The 26387-nt window shown below is 45.0% G+C and carries 20 protein-coding genes; 12 read left to right on the top strand and 8 right to left on the bottom strand.

What is annotated here, in order from left to right:
- Window positions 1-78: 78 nt before the first annotated feature.
- The 4 genes from GZN30_RS06375 to nhaA all read left to right on the top strand — a co-directional run bounded on the left by GZN30_RS06375 (window position 79) and on the right by nhaA (window position 5768).
- Window positions 79-750 (top strand): ABC transporter ATP-binding protein, encoded by a 672-nt coding sequence (locus GZN30_RS06375; protein ID WP_075649655.1) that lies wholly within the window; start codon window positions 79-81, stop codon window positions 748-750.
- Window positions 731-3184: an ABC transporter permease gene (locus tag GZN30_RS06370; RefSeq protein ID WP_075649654.1), complete on the top strand. Its 2454-nt coding sequence runs from the start codon at window positions 731-733 to the stop codon at window positions 3182-3184. The genes GZN30_RS06375 and GZN30_RS06370 overlap by 20 nt, the downstream gene beginning before the upstream one ends.
- The gene (locus tag GZN30_RS06365) at window positions 3185-4321 is read left to right on the top strand and encodes a lipocalin-like domain-containing protein (RefSeq protein WP_075649653.1); all 1137 of its coding nucleotides are present in this window, start codon (window positions 3185-3187) and stop codon (window positions 4319-4321) included.
- A gap of 301 nt (window positions 4322-4622) precedes the next feature.
- Complete coding sequence (gene nhaA / locus GZN30_RS06360) at window positions 4623-5768, top strand: Na+/H+ antiporter NhaA (protein ID WP_075649652.1); 1146 nt, start codon at window positions 4623-4625, stop codon at window positions 5766-5768.
- A gap of 72 nt (window positions 5769-5840) precedes the next feature.
- Here the strand turns inward: nhaA and GZN30_RS06355 are convergent, their stop codons facing one another.
- Window positions 5841-6464 carry an OmpA family protein gene (locus tag GZN30_RS06355; RefSeq protein WP_083627174.1) on the bottom strand — a complete coding sequence of 208 codons (624 nt, stop codon included), beginning with the start codon at window positions 6462-6464 and terminating at the stop codon, window positions 5841-5843.
- On the bottom strand, window positions 6464-7774 hold the full coding sequence (locus tag GZN30_RS06350; RefSeq protein ID WP_075649650.1) for a TolC family outer membrane protein: 1311 nt from the start codon (window positions 7772-7774) through the stop codon (window positions 6464-6466). Before GZN30_RS06350 ends, GZN30_RS06355 begins: the two co-directional genes overlap by 1 nt.
- Before the next feature lie 762 nt (window positions 7775-8536).
- Between GZN30_RS06350 and GZN30_RS06345 the strand changes: the two genes are divergently transcribed.
- The 3 genes from GZN30_RS06345 (at window position 8537) to nspC (ending at window position 13924) form a co-directional block, all read left to right on the top strand.
- The gene (locus GZN30_RS06345) at window positions 8537-11422 is read left to right on the top strand and encodes a pyridoxal phosphate-dependent class III aminotransferase (protein WP_075649649.1); all 2886 of its coding nucleotides are present in this window, start codon (window positions 8537-8539) and stop codon (window positions 11420-11422) included.
- A 15-nt stretch (window positions 11423-11437) separates the two neighbouring features.
- Window positions 11438-12685 (top strand): carboxynorspermidine synthase, encoded by a 1248-nt coding sequence (locus GZN30_RS06340; protein ID WP_075649648.1) that lies wholly within the window; start codon window positions 11438-11440, stop codon window positions 12683-12685.
- Window positions 12686-12790: 105 nt separating this feature from the next.
- The gene (nspC, locus tag GZN30_RS06335; RefSeq protein WP_075649647.1) at window positions 12791-13924 is read left to right on the top strand and encodes a carboxynorspermidine decarboxylase; all 1134 of its coding nucleotides are present in this window, start codon (window positions 12791-12793) and stop codon (window positions 13922-13924) included.
- A 79-nt stretch (window positions 13925-14003) separates the two neighbouring features.
- On the opposite strand, the gene GZN30_RS06330 is transcribed toward nspC, so the two are convergent.
- Complete coding sequence (locus GZN30_RS06330) at window positions 14004-14516, bottom strand: glycine cleavage system protein R (RefSeq protein ID WP_075649646.1); 513 nt, start codon at window positions 14514-14516, stop codon at window positions 14004-14006.
- Between the two features lie 198 nt (window positions 14517-14714).
- Window positions 14715-15593, bottom strand: a complete 879-nt coding sequence (locus GZN30_RS06325; RefSeq protein WP_408646791.1) for a DUF3943 domain-containing protein — start codon at window positions 15591-15593, stop codon at window positions 14715-14717.
- Between the two features lie 142 nt (window positions 15594-15735).
- On the opposite strand from GZN30_RS06325, the gene GZN30_RS06320 reads away from it, so the two are divergent.
- Both GZN30_RS06320 and GZN30_RS06315 read left to right on the top strand, forming a co-directional pair.
- Window positions 15736-16974: a CinA family nicotinamide mononucleotide deamidase-related protein gene (locus GZN30_RS06320; RefSeq protein WP_075649645.1), complete on the top strand. Its 1239-nt coding sequence runs from the start codon at window positions 15736-15738 to the stop codon at window positions 16972-16974.
- 176 nt (window positions 16975-17150) lie between these two features.
- Window positions 17151-17408 carry a 30S ribosomal protein S6 modification protein gene (locus GZN30_RS06315; RefSeq protein ID WP_075649644.1) on the top strand — a complete coding sequence of 86 codons (258 nt, stop codon included), beginning with the start codon at window positions 17151-17153 and terminating at the stop codon, window positions 17406-17408.
- Between the two features lie 71 nt (window positions 17409-17479).
- On the opposite strand, the gene yfaE is transcribed toward GZN30_RS06315, so the two are convergent.
- The 4 genes from yfaE to ubiG form a co-directional block, all read right to left on the bottom strand.
- Window positions 17480-17758: a class I ribonucleotide reductase maintenance protein YfaE gene (gene yfaE, locus GZN30_RS06310; RefSeq protein ID WP_075649643.1), complete on the bottom strand. Its 279-nt coding sequence runs from the start codon at window positions 17756-17758 to the stop codon at window positions 17480-17482.
- Window positions 17758-18891 (bottom strand): class Ia ribonucleoside-diphosphate reductase subunit beta, encoded by a 1134-nt coding sequence (gene nrdB / locus GZN30_RS06305; RefSeq protein ID WP_075649642.1) that lies wholly within the window; start codon window positions 18889-18891, stop codon window positions 17758-17760. Before nrdB ends, yfaE begins: the two co-directional genes overlap by 1 nt.
- A gap of 83 nt (window positions 18892-18974) precedes the next feature.
- Window positions 18975-21257: a class 1a ribonucleoside-diphosphate reductase subunit alpha gene (nrdA, locus tag GZN30_RS06300; protein WP_075649641.1), complete on the bottom strand. Its 2283-nt coding sequence runs from the start codon at window positions 21255-21257 to the stop codon at window positions 18975-18977.
- A 456-nt stretch (window positions 21258-21713) separates the two neighbouring features.
- A complete protein-coding gene (gene ubiG / locus GZN30_RS06295) occupies window positions 21714-22421 on the bottom strand; it encodes a bifunctional 2-polyprenyl-6-hydroxyphenol methylase/3-demethylubiquinol 3-O-methyltransferase UbiG (RefSeq protein ID WP_075649639.1) in 708 nt (235 codons plus the stop codon).
- 279 nt (window positions 22422-22700) lie between these two features.
- Between ubiG and gyrA the strand changes: the two genes are divergently transcribed.
- The 3 genes from gyrA to GZN30_RS06280 all read left to right on the top strand — a co-directional run bounded on the left by gyrA (window position 22701) and on the right by GZN30_RS06280 (window position 26364).
- Complete coding sequence (gene gyrA, locus GZN30_RS06290; protein ID WP_075649638.1) at window positions 22701-25331, top strand: DNA topoisomerase (ATP-hydrolyzing) subunit A; 2631 nt, start codon at window positions 22701-22703, stop codon at window positions 25329-25331.
- 58 nt (window positions 25332-25389) lie between these two features.
- Complete coding sequence (locus GZN30_RS06285; protein WP_075649637.1) at window positions 25390-25779, top strand: ribosome recycling factor family protein; 390 nt, start codon at window positions 25390-25392, stop codon at window positions 25777-25779.
- A 156-nt stretch (window positions 25780-25935) separates the two neighbouring features.
- On the top strand, window positions 25936-26364 hold the full coding sequence (locus GZN30_RS06280) for a VOC family protein (protein ID WP_075649636.1): 429 nt from the start codon (window positions 25936-25938) through the stop codon (window positions 26362-26364).
- Window positions 26365-26387 lie beyond the last annotated feature (23 nt).

Here is a 26387-nt window from a genome sequence, read left to right as displayed (position 1 = left end):
TCTGCCATCCAAAACGCTTCCTACTAGACGAGAATTGGTGTAAATTCACAAACTCAATTTTTTGATAGTGAGCGATAGATGTTACGACTAACAGACCTGTGTAAAGGCTATGTAGATGGCGGTGAATTTCACCCAGTTCTACAAGGTGCTGAGTTAACATTATCGCAAGGGCAGCAAATCGCTTTAATGGGTGAGAGCGGCTCAGGTAAGAGTACACTTCTCAATTTGATTGCTGGCCTTGATGTGGTGGACTCTGGTGAGATTGAATTTCCACACTTTCTCATGCATCAAGAATCTGAGAGCAATCGCACCGCTTATCGCCGCAATAATATCGGTCTTATCTTTCAACAGTTCAATTTACTTCCTACTTTGAATATCGCTGACAATATTCGTTTTTGTCGCCAGTTGAAAGGCTTGCCTGAGGACCAAGGTTTGTGGCGTCAAATCTTATCTGCACTCGATTTAATGCCTTTATTAGGCCGCTACCCGGAAGAAGTGTCGGGTGGTCAGCAACAACGTGCGGCGATCGCGCGCGCTCTTTATATGGAGCCTAAACTGTTACTGGCTGATGAGCCTACGGGTAGCTTGGATGAACGCAATGCTGAAGCGGTAATGCGTTTGTTAACGTCACTCACTCGCCAACTTGAATGTACTCTATTGCTGGTAACGCACAGTGAAAAAGTGGCGTTGCACATGGAAGGGCGTATTCGTCTGCAAGGGGGACAGCTTCATGTTATGGCCCGTAATTAAAGCATTACTTGGCCACTACAGACGTTACCCTTTTCAAATCCTTCTTGTTTGGCTTGGTCTCACTCTCGGTGTTTCTTTATTAGTTGGCGTTACAGCCATAAACGACCATGCTCGTAAAAGCTACCAGCATGGGGAAAAGCTATTCTCAAATCCACTGCCTTACCGTATTCGTCCTAAACACGCGATCAATCATATTCCTCAGGGATACTATATTCAGTTGCGTCGTGAGGGCTTTACTCAATGCGTACCGTTTGCAACCAGCAATATAACCACGGCTAAAAAGCTCGATTTAACGTTGGTCGGAATCGATTCTGTGGCGATGTTGGCGCTTGAGAAAGATATCACGCTGAAAACATTAAACTCGCTTGGTTTGATGAAGCCTCCATATCCAATTTTAGTCAGCCAAGATTTGGCTCGCTATATGCGTTGGCAAGATGGTGATTCGATTCGTCTGGCTGACGGCAGTCATCTAGGTCCACTGATCATCGATCAAACCAACAAGCTTGCGGGTACTCGAGTCATTGCTGACATGGCTCTGCTTCGTATGCTTGAACGCAGTTCAGGTATCTCTTCTATTGCGTGTGCTGAAATGCCGGAAGAGAAGTTAGAACAGCTAAAAGATAACTTGCCACATGGCCTGTCGATCATTCGCAGCTCTCAAGCTGAATTAGTTTCTCTTACCAAAGCATTCCACATGAACTTAACCGCAATGGGCATGATGGCATTTTTGGTTGGTCTGTTTATTTTCTATCAAGCCATGTCGTTATCATTGACGCAAAGACAGCCGCTAGTCGGTATCTTACGTCAGACCGGGGTTTCAGGATGGCTGCTCACTCAAGCTCTGCTGATAGAGTTGGCCGTGCTCGTTTTGGTGAGTTGGTTGTGTGGCAATGTGTTTGGTATGTTGCTTGCGAATCAATTGATCCCAACCGTTTCGGCAAGCCTTGAAGAACTTTACAAGGCGAATGTGGGCTTGGCGATTCATTGGACTCTCAAGTCTAGTCTATATAGTTTAGCGATGGCACTAACGGGGGCGTTCGCATCATGTGCCTGGCCTTTGGTTCGTTTACTCCGTTCTCAGCCGATTCGTTTGACCACACGTTTATCGTTAATGCGCTTTACTGGTATTGAATTCTCGATTCAAGCTTTGATCGCTTGTGCACTCGCGGTTGCGGCGATAGCGATTTACCAAGCTGAGCAAACCCAAGAATCAGGGTTTGCGATCATTGCGTTGATGCTGTTAAGCGTTGCTCTATTTACTCCTTTCTTACTATGGCGTTTGTTTACCAGCTTTAGTTACTCAATGCGCTGGGTGAAAGTACGCTGGTTCTTCTCAGATGCTGCTGCGAGTATGAGTTATCGTGGGGTCGCAACAATGGCATTTATGCTTGCGATGGCGGCAAATATTGGTATCGAGACCATGGTTGGTAGTTTCCGCGACACGACCGACAAATGGCTGACTCAACGTTTGGCTGCGGATCTTTACATCCATCCTAACAGCAGTTCGGCGGCTCGTTTGAGTTCATGGCTGTCTAAACAACCAGAAGTGAAATCTGTGTGGTGGCGCTGGGAGGAAGAGACCTCAACGCCAAACGGTTCATTGCAAATCGTGAGTACTGGCGCTTCAGAAGGCGAGTTGGCTGCGCTGACCGTGAAGCTGGGTGTGCCGAATTACTGGTATCACTTGCATCACTCGAAAGGTGTGATGGTGAGCGAGTCTATGGCTCTCAAGTTAAATATTCGTCCGGGTGACTATATTAATCTCTATGGTAAAGCGGGGCAGGGTTGGCAAGTTGTCGGGGTTTATTACGACTATGGTAACCCATATAACCAAGTGTTAATGTCGCATCGAAATTGGCTTTATAGCTTTGCTGGTGAAGGCACTGTTGCACTGGGTGCTGTTTTACAAGATGGCGTCTCTCCTGATGGGTTAAAGCGTCGCATGGAATCGGTATTTAGATTGAGTTCTGAGCGAATTTTCGATAACGGCAGTATTCATAAACAAGCGATGTATGTGTTTGACCGTACTTTCTCCATTGCCGATACGTTGGGCAGTATTACGCTGGTTATCGCAGTATTCGGTATCTTCTTCTCGACCGTTGCGGGTGAAGTCGCCCGTCAGCGACACGTATCATTGCTCCGCTGCCTCGGTATGTCGGGCAAAGAGTTAGTTTTGATGGGCAGTTTGCAACTTTTCGTCTTTGGCGCGATCGCGATTATTGTGGCGATGCCTTTAGGTTTAGCGTTAGCAAACCTAGTGGTTGATATTGTTATCAAGCAGTCATTTGGTTGGACTATCGAACTGCAGTTTATTCCGCAGGAATACATCAACACGATAATGCTGGCGATGATCTCGTTGGTTGTTGCAGGGGCAATGCCTGTACTGCGCCTAATCAGAAACACACCAATGAAGTCGTTAAGGGACGCATTGTAAATGAAGCGTACGACAAAGAAGAATTCACGTTTTAATCGCTTGGCTCTGAACCTGGTTGCTACTATCGGTTTGGTACTTGCTTTTATCTATATTTTTGCTGATGAGAGCCAAGATGTTTCGGTAAACAGTATGAATTCTCAAGCGGATTTGCTTTATACGCAAACCACGGAAGAATTTAAAGCGGTGACGGCAGATAATCCTGTCGCGATTCCAAGAGACGTTGGTCAGAATACGGCTTACCAACATGCTTGGTGGCATCTGTTTGCCAACGTCCAAGATAAGGCGGGTAATCGCTATGGTATTCAATGGAGCTACTTTCGTATTTCCAATAACCCACAAGACGTTCCAGGCTGGCAAAATTCTCAACTGTATATATCGCACATCGTTGTTTCGAATGACTCCAGAGTTTGGAAAGAGCAACGCATCGCTCGAGGTGGTATTGGTCAAGCCGGCGTAGTCAATGAACCATTTAAACTTTGGCTGGACAATTGGTCATGGACTTCGTTAAACGGTACGCCTTTTCCAGGAGAATTAAAGGTTGATACCGATCAGTTTTCTGTTCATCTATCGAGTACAGTAGCGGGTCCGTATGTGTTGCCTGGTGAGCGAGGTTATGTATCAAAAGGTGAGAATAATAAGCTCGCTTCGCACAATTTAACCGCCCCTTTTGTTGATGTTTCAGGGGAGCTTGATCTTGGCAATGGTTCTTCGATTCACGTTCAAGGCAAGGCTTGGATGAGTAAGGAGTGGGGAAGTGGCTTACTAGATGTTAAGCAAAAAGGTTGGGATTGGTTTGTATTTCATTTAGACAACCAAACCACGCTTTCAGCACACCACTATCGTTATCAAGATGCGCCGAACCATGTCGTCGCCACGCTTTCAACCAACTCAGGTAAAGTGATTGCGATTAAGCCCGAAGATATCGCTATCGTTGCTTTAGGCGAAGAGATTTTAGCGGGTCAAAAATCAATTCCGTTGCGCTGGCAAATTACTGTACCGAAATATGGTATAGACTTAACCACGCAAGCACAGAACACGAATCTATGGTTGCCATTTGTAATGCCATATTGGGAAGGTCCTGTGACCACCTACGGTAGTCACAAAATTCAAGGTTTTATGCAGCTAGCCGGTTATTAGCACTAAGTGGGATTCTTAATGTGTGAGAATTGGCTGTTGTGAATCATTTGTGAATATCGTCTATTTTTCTTATCTTTTGACTCGATATACTCTAGTTAACATATTGTAATACAGGGAGTTCTAGCACGAATAGAGTTTGTTACAGAATTGAATTCTGCGGATATTGCGTTCAATTTGCTCGTTTGTTTCGTTATTTCCGAATAATAACATCCGAACAAGCGATTTTTATCAATTTAAGGATAGCTATACACTCAAGTTATTCTTCGTTAATCGTTAAGATAATAAGTATAAGGACGATCACATGAGTGATATCATTCGCGACTTCTTCAAAATGGAATCAGCAGGAGGCGTGCTACTGGTTATTGCAGCTGCAATTGCAATGACTATCGCAAATACACCACTAAATGAAACATACCAAGCATTTTTGCATACTTATGTATTCGGTATGTCTGTATCGCACTGGATCAACGATGGTCTGATGGCGATCTTCTTCCTATTGATCGGTCTAGAAGTGAAGCGCGAGCTGTTAGAAGGTGCGCTGAAATCAAAAGAAACCGCAATCTTCCCTGCAATTGCTGCCGTCGGTGGTATGCTTGCACCAGCATTGGTTTATCTCGCATTTAACTTCAATGAACCAATGGCGATTAAAGGTTGGGCGATCCCAGCGGCTACCGATATTGCGTTCGCATTAGGTATCATGGCTCTATTAGGCAGCCGTGTACCAGTGAGCTTAAAAGTCTTCTTACTGGCACTTGCTATCATTGATGACCTAGGTGTCGTAGTGATTATTGCCTTGTTCTACTCAGGTGATTTGTCAACGACAGCACTAGCGATCGGTTTTGCGATGACGGCTGCACTGTTTGTTTTGAACTCGCGTCATGTAACTAAGCTATTACCATATATGATAGTGGGTGCGATTCTGTGGGTTGCGGTACTTAAGTCTGGTGTTCACGCGACATTGGCGGGTGTTGTGATTGGTTTTGCGATCCCACTAAAGGGCAATAAAGGTGAGAAATCTCCACTGAAACATATGGAGCACGCGCTGCACCCTTATGTTGCGTTTGGTATTCTGCCTCTGTTCGCATTCGCCAACGCTGGTATCTCGTTAGAGGGCGTTTCAATGGCGGGTCTAACGTCAATGTTACCACTTGGTATTGCGCTAGGTTTGTTGATTGGTAAACCACTAGGTATTTTCAGCTTTAGCTGGATTGCGGTTAAGTCTGGTGTCGCTAAACTGCCAGAAGGTATCTCGATGTTCCATATCTTTGCGGTTTCTGTGCTGTGTGGTATCGGTTTCACCATGTCGATCTTTATCTCTTCATTGGCGTTTGGACAAACGAACGTTGAGTTTGATACATACGCTCGCTTAGGTATTTTGATGGGGTCGACTACAGCTGCAATCCTTGGTTATTTGTTATTGCACATCTCTCTGCCAAAAAACAAATAAGCTGTAAGCCTCATAAAAAAACGCCTCGTTATTCCGAGGCGTTTTTTGTTTAGTCAGGCTAACGCTCCTGCGTTATTTCTCAATGACACTAAATATCGACCACTCTTTAACGGCTTCTTCATCATACCCGACGACGGTTGCAGTCACTTTACGGTTTTTGGCATGGGCGAGCTCATCATCGCCTGAAGCCTCGAGGTTAGTTTCGCCGTAGCCGACGATGGTTACGCGGTCAGGCGTTATGCCGTTGCTCAATAGTTCTTGCTCTACTGCGACCGCGCGTCGTTTTGATAGAGCGAGGTTGTATTCAGGCGAGCCCACTTTACTGGCGTAGCCTTGTACTTCTATTGCTGTCTCAGGAAAACGTTTCAAGAAATCAGCCATGTTGCGAATTTGCGTTTCAAAGATTGGTGAAATCTGTGAAGAGTCATTAGCAAACAGTATACGTAGTTGCATTTCATCTTCCGTTTCAACAATAAGCCCACAACCATCATTATTGATCAATGAGCCTTCTGGAGTACTAACACATAAGTCACGAGCGTTGATTACGCCATCTCGATCATCGTCAATAAGGTCAGCAATCTGATTTGCTTCTGGTGTCGCTATGTAATCATACTCGTCATTTTCATCGTTGCTAAAAGCATGGGGTGCCACAGTGATACTCAGTAGAAGTGGCAGTAATCTATATGAATGTTTCATTAGTAGTCCACCTTCTCTGTCCATTCGTTAGGAACCTCGATGAGTAAAGCGTCGAGGAGGTTACCAGTCGCATTCATCACGCGATATTTCGCGTACTGCTCGGCATAGTGGGCGTCTAAATAGTCTTTACGCGCTTGGAACAACTCATTCTCTGTATTCAGTAGGTCGAGTAAGGTACGCTTACCAATTCGGTATTGCTTCTCGTAAGCGATGACAGTCTCAGACGCTGAATCGACATGGTCGGCAAGAAAGTTCTTTTGTTGTAGAGTCAAGTCGAGTGCGCTCCATGAAAGACGTAAGCTTTCTTCAACTTGACGATAAGTATTATCACGGAGATCTTTCGCTTTGTTGAGCTGGTATGCCGCGCGTTCAGACAGGTCTTGATCACTGCCGCCATTGTAAAGGTTATAGCGCAGTCTCAGCATCGCTAAGGTTTCGTCGCTTCTGCCTTCGTCGCCACCTGCGTCATCTCGCCAAGATTGGCTCGCTTCAATCGAGATAGTCGGGTAGTAGTTACCTTTGGACTGCTTATATTGGTAGCGCGCTGAGTCGACATCGACTTTGGCAATTTTGATCACTGGGTGTTTGTCATAAGCTTCGTCAATAGCTTCGCTTAGAGACAGCGGTAGCTTGGTGATATCAGCTCGTGGGTAGATAAGACCGAGAGGTTCTTGCCCGACTAAGCGTCTAAATTGAGTGTGAGTATCAATCATATTATTTTGCGCAGCGAGCAGGTTGCCGTGAGCCTTGGCAATACGAGCTTCGACCTGAGTAACATCAGCTGTCGACCCAATGCCTGAATCGGCGCGCTTTTTAATATCGCGGTAAATTTCTTTGTGTACGGCAAGATTGCTTTCTGATAAAGCAAGCACTTCGTACGCTTTGACGGCATCCAAATAAACTTGCGTTACTTGCAGCGCCATATCTGAGGCATCAGAGATGAGTTGTAGTCGGATGGATTCTGCATCAGCGCCTGTACGACTGATGTCATTGATGGTCGCGTTACCGTCCCACAAAAGTTGAGTCAAACTTAGCGTGGCTTCTTTTCTGGTTAAGTCCGTATCCTCTCGACCTGTAGAATCGGCAGGGTCAATACCTTCATAACCAATACCAGCATCGAGATCAATGCTTGGGAGATAAGCGCCACCCGAAGCGTCATGCTCTTTCACCGCACTTTGGTATTCATTATAGGCTTGCTTTATCTCTGGATTATTTTCCAAAGTTAACGCAACAGCCTGCTCTAAAGTTTGAGCATTTAGATAGTTACTAGCGAACAGACTGCCAACTAGTATTGTCGTTGTTATTCTCACGATTCTCTCCCTATGCGACGCAAAATGACAAGAGATGGCATTTGGTTTGTTGACTAAATCAATGTATTGCTTAACTAAAGACTAGTTGACGGTTTGGAAAAGTAGAAATTAGATCGTATTAAAAATGAGAAATTTAAGTGACTTGAATTAAATAACTGTCCGAAATCGACTGCGATAGCGTAACTTTAAACAAAATTAGACTGGTACTTAAGTTTTAGCTTAATTACTAAGAGCCTATTAATAGAGGTGTCTAAGCATTTGTACTTATTGCATATCCAGCGGTTTGATATGTTAAATGCGTTAATTGTTCTCTTTATATAAACCAAAAAGTGAACGTTGATGGCGAATGGTGTTGGAAATGTGAAAAGTCATTGCCAACAAATGTCTAATTATGATAATTTCGCGCGCAATCTCGGAGATAATTCTGGGGGATACGCGAGTACGCATTCGGGCTGAGTGAGTACTCGTAGGGTAGGTATCGATAATTCCTTTATCGATAGACGGGATACTAATGTCGCGGCGGCGACATGTGAATGGGAAACCCAACATTGAAACCACATAACTTACACACACAAATCAGCTTTGTTCTACCTAAATGCCCTGTGCTTCAAAACAGCAGCATTACTGAGCCTTGATCCCTATTTTTGACATGTAATCCATCAATTTGATGGGACGGATTTCGCACGCCTGTCGCTTGCGAAAGTACTGTTACATCTCGCACATCTGAAATGTGTGCGAGCGGTTACGTTCAAGGGAATAATCATGAGCACAGCCTTTGAAGTCGATACTGAGAATATCGCATCCTATTTTTCTACCCAGATCCCACATGTGGAAGGGATTTATGATCTTACGTTAGACAACACTCTGCTAGAGCAAGAGCAGTTTGAGTCGCAAGTTCGTTCATATCCACGTCGACTGCCTATCGCGATTCAAAAAGCATTTGGGGCGCTAGTCGAAGACACTCGCGGGCAGATATATCTGGACTGCCTGGCAGGGGCTGGGACCTTAGCCCTTGGCTATAATCATCCGGAAATCAATCACGCCTTAAAGCAGCAGCTAGATTCTGGGTTACCCTACCAAACGCTTGATATTACTACTCAAGCGAAAAACACCTTCATTCAGCGAGTCAGACGCTTTATTCCGCAAGAGCTTGCGGAAAACTGTGCGATTCAATTCTGTGGTCCTTCAGGGGCTGACGCGGTCGAAGCGGCAATCAAACTGGCTAAACAAACCACGGGGCGTAATACCATGTTCGCTTTTCGTGGTGCTTATCATGGCATGACCAACGGCACCATGGGGATGATGGGCAATCTTAATACCAAAGCGCGTCGCAGCGGATTGATGTCTGATGTGCACTTTATGCCATTTCCCTATGATTTGCGTTGTCCTTTCGGTCTCGGTGGAGATGAAGGCGCTAAAGCGGGTATTCGTTATATCGAGCGCCTGTTAGCCGACGATGAAGCGGGCATTATGAAGCCAGCAGCGATGATTGTTGAGCCGGTGCAAGGTGAAGGGGGCGTGGTTCCCGCACCTGCGTTTTGGCTCAAAGAGCTACGCCGCATTTGTGATGAGCATGGTATCTTGTTGATCTTTGATGAGATTCAATGCGGCGTGGGTAAAACCGGTAATCATTTTGCTTATGAAGCATCAGGCATCCAGCCAGATATTCTTTGCCTGTCCAAAGCAATTGGTGGCGGTTTGCCAATGTCGCTATTGGTGATTAATAAGCAATACGATACTTGGTTGCCAGGTGAGCATACCGGCACTTTCCGCGGTAATCAGTTGGCAATGGTTTCAGGCGCTAAAGCGCTCGAGATCATTGAGCGTGAGGGCTTAGTACAACATGCGCATGTTGCGGGACAATATTTGCGTCATGGACTAGAAGCGATCCAAAACCGCGTTGATTGCATTGCTGACGTGCGTGGCATGGGGCTGATGCTCGGCATCGAAATTTGTAAGCCCGGCGCTGAGCTGAACAAGTTTGGTGAACCAGCGTCTGATGGTGAGTTGACTCTGCGTATTCAACGTGCGGCTTTAGAGCGCGGTTTAATCGTTGAAAAAGGTGGTAGAGATGGTTCGGTGATCCGCTTTCTCCCTCCACTGATCATCTCTTACGAGCAGTTAGACTTTGCTTTACGCGTATTAGAAGAAGCGATTCTTGTTGCTGGTGGTAATCATGTTGCCGTAAACCCGCAAGACAACTGGCATGAGCATTTTATCCATACTGGTGCGCAAGGCAGTGAGCAGTTTGCCAAAGTGATGAACCAAACTACCGCTGCCATGAAGCAAGTGTTTGAACAAGTCGATGCACCTTACTCAGGTGTGGATCCCAAACTGCTTGAGCACGCGATTAAAGCAGTTGATCTCGATAATCAGCAGCAAAGCCTGACTAAAGTTATCAATGATACCGCTGAATTGGTTGCCAAAAATTCAATTATTGTCCAACACCCAAATTGTATTGCGCATTTGCATACTCCACCGCTGATGCCTTCGGTTGTCGCAGAAGCGATGATCGCGGCGCTCAATCAGTCGATGGATTCGTGGGATCAAGCCTCTGCCGCGACTTATGTTGAGCAGCGAGTGATTGATTGGATGTGTGACAAGTACCACCTTGGTAGCGAGTCAGATGGCATTTTTACTAGTGGCGGCACACAAAGTAACTTAATGGGGCTGCTGCTAGCACGCGACTGGATTGCCGACAGGCTTGCAGGGCACTCGATTCAAAAACATGGTCTACCTGAATTTGCCAGCAAGCTGCGCATCTTGTGTTCGAAGAAGTCGCACTTCACCGTTCAAAAATCCGCTTCTCTACTCGGGTTAGGTGAGAACGCGGTAAGCTGTGTTGATTGCGAGGATAACGGCACAATTAAAACCGCTGCACTTGAAGCTGAGATCGTCACTCTTAAGGAGCAAGGTTTGCTTCCTTTTGCGGTAGTCGGAACCGCAGGTACCACCGATCATGGTGCGATTGATAATCTCGCAGCAATTGCGGATATCGCGAAACATCACCAGCTTTGGTTCCATGTTGATGCTGCGTACGGTGGCGCGTTGATTCTGAGCCAACACAAACATCGTTTAGTTGGCATCGAACAAGCCGATTCTCTTAGCGTTGATTTTCACAAGCTGTTCTTCCAAACCATCAGTTGTGGCGCGTTACTGCTAAAAGAGAAAGCTAACTTCAAATACTTATTGCATCACGCCGACTATCTCAATCGTGAGCACGATGAGCTGCCGAATTTGGTCGACAAATCCATCGCGACAACCAAGCGTTTTGATGCACTAAAAGTGTTTATGACCATGCAAAGTGTTGGTCCTCAATCGTTGGGCAATATGTACGACCATTTGATTGAGCAGACTCAACAGGTTGCTGATTTGGTTCGAAATCATGATGAATTCGAACTGCTGGCGGAACCTTCACTGACCACAGTGTTGTTCCGTGCAGTTAATCCCCATGTCACGGACTTAGACAGTTTAAACCAATCGCTAAGACTCGAAGCGTTAACACGCGGAATTGCAGTGTTAGGCGAGACGGTGGTTGCAGGTAAGTCTGCATTAAAATTCACAATTTTGAACCCGTGTTTAAAGATTTCAGATTTCGAATCTTTACTCAATGAAGTCAAATCGCTAGCGGCTGAGCTAGTTAAATAGAGGTAATGGAAAACAATGGCAATTCTACAAATTGGTGCTGGTGGTGTTGGTTGGGTAGTCGCACATAAAGCGGCGCAAAACAACGATGTGTTAGGCGATATTACTATTGCATCACGTACACTGGCTAAGTGTGAGAAGATCATCGAATCGATTGATAAGAAAAATAATCTTAAAGACGCTTCGAAGAAACTTCAGGCGCGTGCGGTCAATGCTGACGACGTCGACGCACTGGTTGCTCTAATTAACGAAGTTCAGCCTGATTTAGTGATTAACGCAGGTCCTCCGTGGGTAAACATCTCGATTATGGAAGCGTGTTACCAAGCGAAAGTGTCGTACTTAGATACATCGGTGGCAGTGGATCTGTGCAGCGAAGGTCAGCAAGTACCACAAGCTTACGATTGGCAGTGGGGCTATCGTGAAAAGTTTGAGCAAGCGGGCATCACGGGTATTTTGGGCGCGGGCTTCGATCCAGGTGTGGTTTCAGTATTCGCCGCTTATGCAGTAAAACATCTGTTTGATGAAATCGACACGATTGACGTGATGGATGTGAATGCGGGAGACCACGGTAAGAAATTTGCGACTAACTTTGACCCAGAAACTAATATGCTGGAGATCCAAGGTGATTCTTTCTACTGGGAAGAAGGGCTGTGGAAACAAGTGCCATGTCACTCACGTATGCTGGAGTTTGATTTCCCAAATTGTGGCACCCATAAAGTCTACTCGATGGCGCACGATGAAGTACGTTCGATGCAGGAGTTTATTCCAGCTAAACGTATTGAGTTTTGGATGGGCTTTGGTGATCGCTACCTAAATTACTTCAATGTTATGCGTGACATCGGTCTATTGAGCCCAGATCCGCTTACTTTGCATGATGGCACGGTTGTACAACCGTTGCATGTACTCAAAGCATTACTACCTGATCCAACGTCACTTGCTCCAGGCTATACCGGTAAAACCTGTATTGGTACTTGGGTTCAAGGTCGCAAAGACGGCAAAGAGCGTAGTGTGTTTATTTACAACAACGCGGATCATGAAGTTGCGTACCAGGATGTTGAGCATCAAGCCATTTCGTACACTACGGGTGTGCCAGCAATCACAGCGGCGCTGCAGTTCTTCCGTGGTGAGTGGGCGGACAAAGGGGTGTTCAATATGGAGCAACTCGATCCAGATCCATTCCTAGAAACCATGCCGTCGATTGGTCTCGACTGGGATGTTCAAGAGCTTGAGCCTGGTCAACCGCTGATTCATAAGCTGAAGCAATAACTTGCTACTCCGTATTGCGCGTAACGCGCGTGATGCGGAATCTTGTTTAACTGAGAGATTCCGGATTTATGCCTGCGGCATAATCCGCAGTAAGAAAAGGTTTGTATGCAGCATAGTGAATTAAAAACGCCTTATTTTATGATCAACGAAGATAAGTTGATCGAAAATCTACAAAAGGCGAAGCAGCTTAAAGAGATCTCTGGTGTGAAACTGGTGTTGGCACTCAAGTGTTTTTCAACTTGGGGTGTATTTGACATCATTAAGCCATATCTAGATGGCACTACGAGTTCTGGTCCGTTTGAGGTAAAACTGGGTTACGAAACCTTTGGCGGGGAGACTCACGCTTATAGTGTTGGTTACAGTGAAGCTGATGTACGTGAAGTGGTCGATATTTGCGATAAGATGATATTTAATTCGCAATCGCAACTTAACGCTTATCGTCATATTGTTGAGGGAAAAGCATCGATTGGCTTGCGTCTTAACCCTGGTGTCAGTTATGCCGGACAAGATCTGGCTAACCCGGCGCGTCAGTTTTCACGTCTCGGTGTACAAGCGGATCATATTCAACCGCAAGTCTTCGATACCATTGATGGTGTGATGTTCCATATGAACTGTGAGAACAAAGACGTCGATGCATTTATTGCCTTACTTGACGAGATTTCGGCGCAGTTTGGTGACTATCTCGATAAGCTTGATTGGGTCAGTATGGGCGGAGGCGTGTTCTTTACTTGGCAAGGCTATGACATTGAGAAGTTGGGTTTAGCACTGAAAGCTTTTTCACTTAAGCATGGGGTACAAATGTATCTTGAGCCTGGTGAGGCAATCATTACTAAAACCACCGATCTTGTCGTGACTGTGGTAGACATCGTAGAGAACGTGAAACAGACTGCGATTGTTGATTCAGCTACTGAAGCACATCGCCTCGATACCCTTATCTATAATGAACCAGCGTCGATTCTCGAAGCAAGCGAGGAGGGCGAGCATCAATATGTGATTGGGTCATGTTCGTGCTTGGCGGGCGATCAGTTTTGTGAAGCGAGCTTTGCACAGCCTTTAGAGATTGGTCAGAGGTTACATATTCTCGATAGTGCCGGTTACACCATGGTTAAGCTCAACTGGTTCAATGGTTTGCGCATGCCTTCAGTCTACTGTCAACGCAGCAGTGGCGAGGTGGAAAAGCTTAACGAGTTTGATTATTCAGACTTTAAGCGCTCTCTTTCTCAGTGGAGCGTTAGTTAGACTTTGCCCAAATACTGAGTATGAGTAAGCCCGCTAAAAAGCGGGCTTTGTTCTATTCATAAGATCGATAGCTTATGTGTTATTGCTGTAGAACGACGCGTGTATCTTCGCTCAGAGATTCTAGTTCTTTAACCACATCTGCAATTTGTACTTCTCTTGGTAGACGCAGCGCGATCTGTGAAGTAAATAGACTTGAACTCACGCCACCGCCACCGGCGATAAACACACGTTGGCAGTCCATATCAAGGATATCAATACCCTGATTGTCGAGTAGATGGGTAATTTCGTTAACGATGCCGGCTCTATCGTTGGCATCTAGTCGAATCTGGAAGATGGTGTCAGCACAGTGCTGGTGTACACCCGAGTCGATAATTTGAACCAGTAGATCAGGCTGATCGTTGAATGCTTGTTTTACCAGATCTGCATTCTCACTAGGCAGTTCCACTTTGATAACAGCGGCTACCTGGTTTTCAATAAAGTTCACTTTACTGATTAACCATTTACCACCATTTTCATGGGTGACCGCGGCAAGTTTTTTAATTGTGGAAGGTGACGCTTTTCCGACAAAGTTTACGATGAAAGTAGTCGTCATATGATGCCTCCTGAATGCATGCGAAGGACAAGGATACAAAGCAAAGATGATAAATATTTTTGTTTTGCTTTAGATTCAGTGTAGAACTCAGAGTATTATCTGGTTTGATCTTGATCAATTTTTTGACCTAATCCATCATCCGTACTTTAAGAATCGAACTTTGAGCACAAAATGGTATCCTTATAATAACTCGACGTTTTAAAAAGAGATTTCTAATTCTACGCCATAAAAGACTTGGTCATAGCTAGCACCGGCATCTAGTGCAAATTGCGCTGCGTCTTGGTTACCAAACCAAGGCTGACTACTGTAGCTTAAACTGGCGCTGCCGCCCCAAGCATCGGTGACCCAACCGTGAATATGTCCTACAGGGTTAAGGAAGAAGAGCGTGACGTTGCCCATCGATTCTGAACCCCAAACCTCTCCACCACCGGCAACAATATCTTGCTCGGCTTCAAACATCAGTTCACCCACGACGGCACCAAAAAATGGCGTGATAAATAGGTCTTGCCATGATGGCACTTCAGCGAAAGCCTCTACGCCATACTCCCAGAAGAAGGTCGATAGAAAAGCGGAGTAGAGAAATGAGTCAAATTCATCATAACCGGCATGACGCGCTGCAGTGTAATAAACACCACCAAAATAGGGATGCATGATGTAGTTAAGAAAGTGCTCATCGCGATCCCATACCGGTCCCTCTTTGACGTTATCTACCCATTTTTGACCGAGATTTGAAATGCTTCGGTCATCATCGTCCCATTTTGTAATGGACTCAGGCAAAAGTGTCATTAAGCCAACGGTGACAACGCTCAAACCTAAGATGGTATAAGTTTGCTCTTTGAGGTAATCGAAATCCGGTTCAGTAGAAATTTGTAGATAGCGTGGCTGAGATTCGAGATCCAGCCCTGTGTCGCTACTATTTAATGCGTTAAAGTCTTGAAAAGAGTAGAAGCCAACTTCAGGACTGTTTACACTGTGGTTATCAAAGTTAATCGTGTGCAATGTTTCAATGTCGCTGCACACAGCACCGGCAGATAGTGAAATAGAGAAAGCCAAAGTGGCGAAACGTCTTTTAAGCACAATGAGCTCCATCGTTATTATTGTTGGCTGAGGCTAGAGACAACTAACTCTGTGTTTCTACATAGTGTAGTCAACCAAATTGAAATAAAAGAGATTGGTAGCGGAAATCTGCTGGACATCAACTTTCTGCGAAAAGGAAATTATGTTGAAAATCGCAATGTTAAGTACGGGTGAAGAGGTTTTGCACGGCGATATCGTCGATACAAATGCTTCATGGCTATCAGAACTGTTCTTCCAACAAGGTTTTCCTTTAACGAAACGTTCAACCGTGGGTGACACGTTTAACGGTTTGGTTGAAGAGTTGCTTATGCTCAGTTTTAACTGCGATGTTGTCGTAGTGAATGGGGGCTTAGGACCAACGAGCGATGATTTAAGTACTGAAGCGGCGGCAGCGGCGGCTGAAGTCGAGCTAGAGTTGTCACCACTGTGGCTGGAACGTTTGCAGCAATTTTTTGCTTCTCGCAACATGAGCATGCCGGAGAGCAATCGCAAACAAGCGATGTTGCCAGTGGGAGCAACCTTGATTGATAACCCGATTGGTACTGCATGCGGCTTCAAAATGCAGATTAATGATTGCTTGTTCTATTTCACCCCTGGTGTGCCGAGTGAGTTTAAGCGCATGGTGAATGAGCAAATCGTACCGGATTTACAACGTACCTATATCAATGTAGAAGGTCTGGATTGCGCGAAGATCTATACCTTTGGAACCTCTGAGTCTGGTCTCTCGGATAAGCTCGATAAACTGCAACTGCCGCAAGGTTACCAACTCGGCTATCGCTCTTACCTACCATACATCGAGGTTAAGTTGTTTGGACCTAAAGGTGATTTGGACACCCGTCTTAAATTGATGCAACTGATTTTCAAGCTCATTGAACCAAACGTGGTCAGTATTGATCAGCCTATGGCATCTCATGTTGGTCAATTGATTAGCGAGAGAAAACTATCTATTTCATTAGCAGAACGCTCAACCAATGGTAGTTTAGCCAACTGGCTTCATTCTAACCCGCAAGCAAGAGAATATTGTGGTCACGGCTGGGTGTTGGGTGGCAAAGTTAATGTCGGTGACAATGATGCTGATATTTTAGCTGAAACGTTAGCATTAGCGGGTGCTACGCAAGATAAATGTGTTACGGATATAGCCATTGTATCGGGGCGTTTAGTCGACAATAGTTTTGCTGTTGCAGTGGCGACGCCAGAAGGGGAGTGGGGACAAGTACTGACTTTTAATCGACGTTTTACGCCAGAAGATCAACAGACGTTGATTACCACCGTTTGCGCGGATATGTTGCGACGCTATTTGTCGAACAAGCCGATGTTTGCCAATTATAGCTCTTTAAAACGAGAGAAAGAGATCCACGTTCCGAGTCGTTTACTGGGTTGATCTTGTTGACTTATTTCGTGCTTACGCTGGTTTAGTTAACGCTTATACGAAAATCTTCTAAGTGCTATGTGGCTGATATTTAAACCAATAACTGAGATTCTTTAAATTGACACAGGATCTTTGTTAAATAGATCTTAAACTAAAAGTTCTGGGCAGAAACGCACAAGGAGGGTGGTATGTTTCAACAGTCTAAAATTTTGGTTTGGTATCAGATAGCGAGTCAAAAAGTAGTGTTAGGCGAGGCATTTAACTCGAGCCATTATGATGTGCACTCGCTGTGGCGCAAAGCACCAGAAGAAAGCGAATCTTCTCAAAGCATGGGCTTTCGAGTATCGCTGTTTGATGATGGTGGTAGAGAAATAGCGGGAAAAGCGATTTCTATGGTGACTGCCGATGAGTTGCTTTCAGGCGCATGCGTTAACCAAGTCACTTAGACTTGTTATCCTGCCTTGATCAGATAAAAAAAGACCAGTCGTTTGACTGGTCTTTTGCGTTTTAGCTTCGATTAAGCGCGTTTCTCTTTTAACTTATACACCACTTCTTCGAGCTCAACATCGCTCTTGGCGCGGGTAATACAAGGTAAAATTTCATCTGCTTGAGTATAAGCCATCGCAAAACCAACGTATTCAACATCACCTGACTTAAGCTTGCAGCGACAGGCGCCGCAGTGACCGTCTCGGCAGTTGTATTCGACTTCCAAGCCAGCTTGCTCCATGGTCTCCAATAGAGTGTTGCTTGGGTTAGAAGCGATATTAACGATACCGTTGATTTTGATGCTAGGCATTAAAGTTCGAAGTCCTTAAAGTCGTCTGCTTTAACGTCACTTTCAATCTGACCCACTAGGTAAGATGAAATTTCCGCTTCTTGAGGCGCAACTTGTACGTTGTCTGAAGACAACCAAGCGTTGATCCAAGGGATCGGGTTAGACGTTGCTTCTGGGTAAGCGGCTGGTAGACCAACAGCTTGCATACGTACGTTAGTAATGTATTCAACGTATTGGCACAGAATGTCTTTGTTCAGACCGATCATCGAGCCATCTTTGAATAGGTATTCTGCCCACTCTTTTTCTTGCTCAGCCGCTTCTTTGAATAGATCAAAACACTCTTGCTTACACTCTTCAGCGACTTGCATAAATGAGAAGTCATCTTGACCGTTACGCAGCAAGTTGATCATGTGCTGTGTGCCAGTTAGGTGCAGCGCTTCATCACGAGCGATTAGCTTGATGATTTTCGCGTTACCTTCCATTAGCTCACGCTCTGCGAATGCAAATGAACAAGCAAAACTTACGTAGAAACGAATCGCTTCTAGTGCGTTGACTGACATTAGACATACGTAAAGTTTCTTTTTCAGGTCGTATAGGCTGATCTTAACTTCTTCGCCGCCAATCATGTGCGTACCTTCGCCTAGGCGGTGGTAGTCATTGGTCATCTGAATAAGGTCATCGTAGTAGTGAGCAATGTCTTTAGCACGCTTTAGGATGTGCTCGTTCTCTACGATGTCATCAAATACGATACCAGGATCGTTAACGATGTTACGAATAATATGCGTGTATGAACGTGAGTGGATTGTCTCAGAGAATGACCAAGTCTCAATCCACGTTTCTAGCTCTGGTAGTGATACTAGAGGTAGTAGGGCAACGTTCGGGCTACGACCTTGGATAGAATCCAAAAGCGTTTGATATTTTAAGTTCGAGATGAAAATGTGCTTTTCATGATCTGGAAGCTTGTTGTAATCGATACGGTCGCTTGATACATCCACTTCTTCTGGACGCCAGAAGAAAGAAAGTTGCTTCTCGATTAGCTTTTCAAAGATCTCAAATTTTTGTTGGTCGTAACGCGCTACGTTAACCGATTGACCAAGGAACATTGGTTCTTTTAGTTGGTCATTTTTGTTTTGGTTAAAAGTACTGTAAGCCATGATGCCTCAATTCCTTTTAAGCCCCTCGAAGCTCAAGGGGCAAATGTTCGTTAAAGAAAAGTGTTGTCGACTTCAGACCTAAATTAGATCTTACAACCGCCGCCTGCACAATCGTCATCAGCAGCTTGAACTGCATCTTTCTGATCGTCTTTCGCACCATCGCGAGTGTTATGGTAGTAAAGTGTTTTAACACCGTACTTATATGCAGTTAGCAGGTCTTGTAGCAGTTTCGTCATCGGTACTTTACCGCTTTCAAAGCTACTTGGGTCGTAATTGGTGTTCGCTGAAATCGCTTGGTCCACAAACTTCTGCATAATACCAACTAGGTGCAAGTAACCATCGTTTGAGCCGATGTTCCATAGCAACTCGTAGTTGTCTTTTAGGTTAACGAAATCAGGCACAACCTGTTTCAAAATACCATCTTTAGATGCTTTAACCGAAACATAGCCACGTGGTGGTTCAATACCGTTAGTTGCGTTAGAGATCTGAGATGAAGTCTCAGATGGCATTAGCGCTGTCAGTGTTGAGTTACGTAGACCGTGTTCCATGATCTCTTTACGAAGTTCATCCCAATCGTAGTGCAGTGGTTCATCACAGATTAGGTCGATATCTTTCTTGTAAGTGTCGATCGGCAGTAGACCTTTCGCGTAGTTCGTTTCATTGAACAACGGACACTTGCCTTGCTCTTTCGCCAGCTCAACAGACGCTTTCAATAGGTGGTATTGAATCGCTTCAAATGTACGGTGCGTTAGACCGTTTGCGCTGCCATCAGAGTACTTAACACCATGCTTCGCTAGGTAGTAAGCAAAGTTGATCACACCCACACCAAGAGTACGACGGTTCATGGTCGACTTGTACGCCGCTGGAAGCGGGTAGTCTTGGTAATCTAATAGGGCATCAAGTGCGCGAACAACCAGTTCAGAAAGCTCTTTCAGATCATCAAGTTCATTGATTGCACCTAGGTTGAACGCTGAAAGCGTACATAGTGCGATCTCACCTGAGTCATCTTCAACGTTTACCAATGGTTTGGTTGGTAGCGCGATCTCTAGACATAGGTTTGATTGACGAACTGGGGCAACTTCAGAGTCAAATGGACTGTGAGTATTACAGTGGTCAACGTTCTGGATGTAGATACGACCCGTTGATGCACGCTCTTGCATGAGCAGAGAGAACATCTCAACCGCTTTAACGGTTTCTTTCTTAACTGAAGGATCGTTTTCATATTTTACATACAGACGCTCAAACTCAGCTTGGTTCTCGAAGAACGCATCGTAAAGCCCAGGTACATCTGATGGTGAAAATAGTGTGATGTTACCGCCTTCAACTAGGCGTTGGTACATCAGTTTATTTAGCTGAACGCCGTAGTCCATGTGACGAACACGGTTCTCTTCAACGCCGCGGTTGTTCTTAAGCACCATTAGTGAGCGAGCTTCGCCATGCCACATTGGGTAGAAAACCGTTGCCGCGCCGCCACGAACACCACCTTGAGAACAACATTTTACTGCTGTTTGGAAGTATTTGTAGAATGGGATACAGCCGGTGTGGAATGCTTCACCGCCACGAATTTCTGAACCCAATGCACGGATACGACCTGCGTTGATACCGATACCAGCACGTTGTGATACGTAACGTACGATCGAGCTTGCCGTCGCGTTAATTGAATCCAGGCTATCACCACACTCAATCAGTACACATGAGCTGAACTGACGAGTAGGGGTACGTACGCCAGACATAATTGGCGTAGGTAGAGAAATCTTAAATGTCGAAGTCGCGTCGTAGAAGCGTTTAATGTAGTCAAGACGCGTCTCTTTCGGGTATTTCGCAAATAGACATGCCGCTACAAGAATGTATAGGAACTGCGCGCTTTCGTAGATTTCACCAGACACACGGTTTTGTACGAAGTATTTACCTTCAAGTTGCTTAACCGCCGCGTAAGAGAAATCGAGATCACGGTCGTGCTGAATGTACGCATCAAGCTCGTTCAGTTCAGCCTTAGTGTAATCTTCAAGAATGTGTTGGTCATACTTACCCATTTCCACTAAACGTGAAACATGGTCGTATAGCGCTGGTGGCTCATACTGACCATAAGCTTTTTTACGTAGGTGGAATACCGCCAAACGTGCTGCTAGGTATTGATAATCTGGTGTTTCTTCAGATATCAGGTCAGCTGCAGACTTGATGATAGTCTCGTGAATGTCGGATGTAGTAATACCGTCGTAGAACTGAATGTGAGCTCTTAGTTCTACTTGCGATACTGAAACATTGTCTAGACCTTCTGCTGCCCATGTAATTACACGGTGCAGTTTCTCTAAATCAATCGTTTCTTTTCGGCCATCACGCTTAGTGACAGTGAGTTGTTGTTTCATTCTGCTTAATTTCCCTAACAAAACTGATGAAAGCCGCGTTTTTGTGTAATTCTTGTAAATTATATTTCGGCTTTGCGATCAAAATCTATCTGTTAATTATAGTGCAAACACAAGATATAGGGGTTATATGGTTTGCGGATTACAAGATAGTGCTATCGCTGGTTTTTTTCAAGCCGAAGATCTTGCAGTACCTGTGGATAACTGGTTAATTAAAAAAAATCTGTAAGTGAACACTAACCGATGAGATTAGACGTGGCGCGCGTGTAGAAAAGTTAGGTTTTTGGTTTGCTTCTTTGTTAACCGTAACGAAAAAAAAATATCTTGATCTTAGACAAAAAAAGGGAACCTGTTTCTGACTGTACAGAATGGAATCTATCGCACGTAAATCGTGCAAAATAAACTAAAAAAGGCGGGCACAATGTGCTACCGCCTTTGTTTGTTCAAAGATTAACCAAGTTAGAATTTGCGAGTATGAACGATGTAATTAACATCAACATTTCGACCTAGCTTGTAGCTGTCTGTTAATGGATTGTAATGCAGCCCCGTAATGCCGTATTCGATAAGATCCGTTTGATCGATCATCTTGATCATCTCAGAAGGGCGAATGAATTTGTCGTGGTCATGGGTGCCTTCAGGCACTATTTTGAGTAGTTTTTCCGCACCAACAATCGCAAATAGGTAAGACTTGATATTGCGGTTTAGCGTGGAGAAGAATACGTGACCACCAGGTTTAACGAGTGCGGCACAAGATTTGATAACCGAAAGTGGATCTGGCACGTGCTCAAGCATCTCCATGCAAGTGACGACATCATAGTGCCTAGGATTTTGCTCAGCGTGATCTTCGATAGTGCTCTGAATGTACGTTAGCTTAGTGCCTGTCTCTAAAGCATGTAGTCGAGCCACTTCAAGTGGTTCTTTGCCCATATCAAGACCAGTAACGATGGCACCTTCTTTCGCCATGCTTTCAGCCAAAATGCCGCCACCGCAGCCAACGTCCAGTACGGTTTTACCAAAAAGACCTTCGGCATTGTCTAAGACATAATTAAGACGAAGCGGGTTGATTTGGTGTAAAGGCTTAAATTCGCCTTCTAGATCCCACCAACGAGAAGCCATCTCTTCAAACTTCTTGATCTCGTTTGGATCTACGTTTTGTTGTTTTGTCATAATCCATATATCTAATTGGCAAACTTCGCTCGGTATTATAACGATAAATCTTAACCTCTCCAAAGTGATTGGTTGTTTTACTCTGTTGCGGCTATAAAACGACCAAATTTCAGAGTGGTATGCAAGTTGTGTGCAAATAGTCGCCAGTTGATTCACAACCGACCTCACAACCTGATAAAAGGAGAGGGAAAGTGATGCCGAAGTGACGATTTGTGTGTTATATTTTTGCACCTTACACGTATCGTATTTACGATCTGATAATAGAGGGATAATGGCTCTATGAGCGATTTAGCTAAAGAGATCACGCCCGTAAACATTGAAGACGAGCTTAGAGGTTCGTACCTAGACTACGCGATGTCAGTAATCGTGGGTCGTGCTCTTCCAGATGTGCGTGATGGCCTAAAACCAGTACACCGCCGCGTTTTGTTCGCGATGAATGTATTAGGCAACGATTGGAACAAACCATATAAAAAATCTGCCCGTGTTGTTGGCGACGTAATCGGTAAATATCACCCGCATGGTGATAGCGCTGTGTACGACACTATCGTACGTATGGCGCAGCCATTCTCACTACGTTACATGCTAGTCGACGGTCAAGGTAACTTTGGCTCGATCGATGGCGACTCAGCAGCAGCAATGCGTTACACCGAAGTTCGTATGTCGAAAATCGCACACGAACTATTGGCTGACTTAGATAAAGAGACAGTCGATTACGTACCTAACTACGACGGTACGGAACAAATTCCTGCAGTACTTCCAACGAAAATTCCAAACCTGCTAGTGAACGGTTCTTCTGGTATCGCGGTAGGTATGGCGACCAATATTCCACCTCATAACCTAGGTGAAGTCATTGATGGCTGTTTGGCTTACATCAATAATGAAGAGATCACTATTGATGAGCTAATGGAATACATCCCTGGTCCGGATTTCCCAACTGCGGCACTTATTAGTGGTCGTAAAGGTATTGTAGACGCGTACAAGACTGGTCGCGGTAAGATCTACATGCGCTCTAAAGCGGAAATCGAAGCAGACAAGAATGGTAAAGAGACCATCATTGTTAGCGAGATCCCTTACCAGGTGAACAAAGCTCGTCTGATCGAGAAGATTGCAGAGCTAGTTAAAGACAAGAAAGTTGAAGGCATTAGTGCGCTACGCGACGAATCTGATAAAGATGGTATGCGTATCGTAATCGAATGTAAGCGTGATGCAGTAGGCGAAGTGGTTCTAAACAACCTTTACGCTCAAACTCAGCTACAAACAACATTCGGCATCAACATGGTTGCCCTAGACAACGGTCAGCCTAAACTCTTTAACCTAAAAGAGATGTTGAAGTGCTTCGTTAACCACCGTCGTGAAGTGGTGACTCGTCGTACAATTTACGAACTACGTAAAGCTCGTGAGCGTGCACATATCCTTGAAGGTTTGGCACTAGCACTAGCAAACATCGATGAAATCATCGATCTGATCCGTAACGCGCCAACACCAGCTGAAGCAAAAGCGGGTCTAGTTGCACGCGGTTGGGATCTTGGCAATGTAGCAGCAATGCTTGAGCGTGCTGGTACAGATGCTGCGCGTCCAGAGTGGCTTGAGCCACAATACGGTATCCGTGATGGTCAGTACTTCCTGACTGAACAACAAGCGCAAGCGATTCTAGATCTACGTCTACACAAGTTGACAGGTCTAGAGCACGAGAAGATCCTAGACGAGTACAAAGTACTGCTAGATGAAATCGCAGAGCTAATGCACATTCTTGCAAGCTCTGAGCGTTTGATGGAAGTGATTCGTGAAGAACTAGAAGCAGTTCGTGATGGCTTTGGCGACGCTCGTCGTACAGAAATCACTGCCGCTAGCCACGATATCGATCTAGAAGAATTGATCGCACGTGAAGACGTTGTGGTAACTCTATCTCATGAAGGTTACGTTAAGTACCAAATCCTAAGCGACTACGAAGCACAGCGCCGTGGTGGTAAAGGTAAGAGTGCAACCCGCATGAAGGACGAAGACTACATCGAGCGTCTACTTGTTGCGAACACGCATGACAACATTCTATGTTTCTCTACGCGTGGTAAGACTTACCGTCTGAAAGTTTACCAATTGCCACATGCAACTCGTACTGCACGTGGTAAACCAATCGTCAACATTCTTCCTCTAGAAGAAGGTGAGCGTATTACTGCGATCCTACCGGTTGATGAATTCTCAGCAGATAAGTTTATCTTTATGGCTACCGGTGACGGTACTGTTAAGAAGACTTCTCTAGATCAGTTTGCTAACGTTCGTTCAAATGGTCTAATCGCCGTTAATCTACGTGATGACGATGCACTAATCGGCGTGGATATCACTAACGGTGACAGCGAAATCATGCTGTTCTCTAAAGCGGGTAAAGTTGTTCGCTTTAGCGAAGGTCAAGTTCGTGCGATGGGTCGTACTGCGGCGGGTGTTCGTGGTATGAAACTTGCGGAAGACGACCAAGTTGTTTCATTGATTGTTCCTTCTAACGAAGGTGACATCCTGACGGTAACCGAAAATGGTTACGGCAAACGTACGGTACTTTCTGAGTACCCAGCGAAGAGCCGTGCAACTCAGGGTGTAGTATCAATCAAAGTCTCTGAACGTAACGGTAGCGTAGTTGGTGCTGTTCAAGTTGAAGAAGGCGATGAAATGATGATGATCACTGACGCAGGTACACTTGTTCGTACTCGCGTTGCTGAAGTCAGCCAGGTTGGTCGTAATACTCAAGGTGTTACGCTGATCCGTACGGCTGCTGATGAGTCAGTGGTAGGTCTACAGCGTATCGATGAAATTGAAGAGTCAGAGCTGACTGAAGAGGGTGAAGAAGGCGAAGTAGTTGCAAATGAAGCAACACAAGCTGAAGTAAACTCAGATGTTCAAGCAGATGATTCTGCTGAATAAGATTTCGAGTTAAAATAAAAACCGAGCCTCGTGCTCGGTTTTTTTCTGGGTAGGATTTATGGATAGCGAACGGATCTCAGTCTCTCTGCCGTCATTTATACATCGAGTGGGTCGGGAGCAAGCAAACCTTACGCGAGGTTTAGCGGCTGAACTTGGTTGTGAGCTGAAACGAGTGCGTCGTTCAAGAAACTGGCAATTACTCGGTGAATACCATCAGATTCATGCGCTGTTACTGGCGTTGAGATCGCTAGACTCACTCAAGTACAAGTTTACAATTGGTAAACTCGATACCGTGTTGGCACAAATTGAACCACCTTTAACCATTGAACAGCAACTAGCCAAGCTGTTAGAGACCAATCCAAATATTACCTTAGCTGAGATGATGGAAGTGACTTCCTGTACGCTAAGTGAAGCGCGTACTGCGCGTTTTGAAAACGATACGCTGTAACTATTCAATAACTAGAGCTTTATTAGAACAATCCACGGCATAGCCTTTGATGTGGCGACATACGGAAATCTGTTTAAAAACCCCTTTACCTCAATCTAACTTGAGGTTTTATAGTTAACTTATTCAAGTACGAATAATTAAACAAGGGACTGAATGATGAACAACTATCTAGAACATGCCAACGTATCCGTAGTCAATCCACAACATACCATTCAATTGCTGCTTTCCGCATTACCAAACTGGTCAGTGAGAGGTAAGGGGGATTACATCAATGATCGAGATGAAAAAATTTCTTGGTTCCACATTGGTGATGAAACTTTTTATCTAGCGATTGATGATGCGGGACGGGGAAAGTTTCCGTATTGGACCGAGAGGTTTACCGGCTTAAATCACCTAGGGTTTTCGGTTGAAAATATTGACCAAACCGTTGAAAGGTTAGTAGAAGCGGGGTTTGACTTTGATCACTGGGGTGGTGAGCATCCACATCGAAAGAGTGTGTACTTTATTGATGAACATGGTTTTCAGCTGGAATTTGTCGAGTATCTTTCTCCAAAGGCGAGTGAGCGAAATGACTATCAGTACTAATTTCGGTCACACAAGCATTTGAA

The organism is Vibrio ponticus (assembly GCF_009938225.1).
In the GTDB taxonomy this organism is placed as follows: Bacteria; Pseudomonadota; Gammaproteobacteria; order Enterobacterales; family Vibrionaceae; genus Vibrio; species Vibrio ponticus.
The sequence above is the reverse complement of the archived record's forward strand: the minus strand, read 5'-3'. Positions and strand labels throughout refer to the sequence as shown.